The sequence below is a fragment of the Oleiphilus sp. HI0061 genome (genome assembly GCF_001635675.1).
In genome coordinates this window covers 1-812 of sequence record NZ_LWFE01000503.1, presented here as the reverse complement: position 1 = coordinate 812, position 812 = coordinate 1, and the positions used below count along the sequence as shown (strand labels likewise).

Genomic DNA, 812 nt, shown 5'->3' with positions numbered 1-812 from the left:
TATGCTTCTTCAGGGTCTGGGTTCATACAGCCTTGATAGCCTGCCATTCGAATATCTTGAGCAAGAAAGTTAAGTGCATGGCGCCCAGACTCCTGAATACGAGATAATTCACTAATAAATTTATCAGACTCTCGAGCATTAAAATAAATACTCGTAACACCGATGAGTAGCAGGGAACTAATGGTCATAGCGATCATTAGTTCAATTAAACTCAAACCGGCCATTCCTTTTAGCGAAGATAAAGGTTTTGTGTGGCGTGCTGTGAGATCTTGGTTCATTGTCTTCTCCCTTACAGCACTAAACTGACTGAAAAAGTTTGATCAGTGACTTGTTGGTTTTGCTCATCATCATTCCATTGAGATTCTTTCCAGCTAACTTCAATGGTAAAGAAATTGCCTAAACCACGTGCTATTGTACCCCTCGCATCAGGTAACAAAATTATCGATTCATCGGTTCCGTTTAGTCGCTGGGCCCATTCAAATAAGTCTGTATCTGCACGGTTTTGAGCGGTACAGCCTGCAACACTAGTGCTGCATAAAGGATTGGAAGGTGTTGTTTGACTTGAGTCAAAATCATCATATCTTCCAGCAATTGCTGCGACAGAGTTGGCTCGCATACGATCTGCGATATCATAAACGAGTATGGATGCTTGGGAGCGAAGGTAAGCACTTTGATTGTTACGAAGGCCTTGCATTTGTAAGCTGGCAACACCCAATAACCCAATCGATAGGATGACGATGGTTACTAAGATCTCAATAAGTGTGAAGCCTCGTTGAGTGCTCGGAGCTAGATATTTCATGGTGCCATAAGGG

The 812-nt window shown here is 42.6% G+C and carries 2 protein-coding genes; both read right to left on the bottom strand.

Annotation, left to right across the window (positions count from 1 at the left end):
- A partial coding sequence (locus A3735_RS06695) for a PilW family protein (protein ID WP_156499468.1) occupies window positions 1-278 on the bottom strand: 278 nt, incomplete at its 3' end.
- A gap of 11 nt (window positions 279-289) precedes the next feature.
- On the bottom strand, window positions 290-812 hold a 523-nt coding region (gene pilV, locus A3735_RS06690; protein ID WP_197485717.1), incomplete at its 5' end, for a type IV pilus modification protein PilV.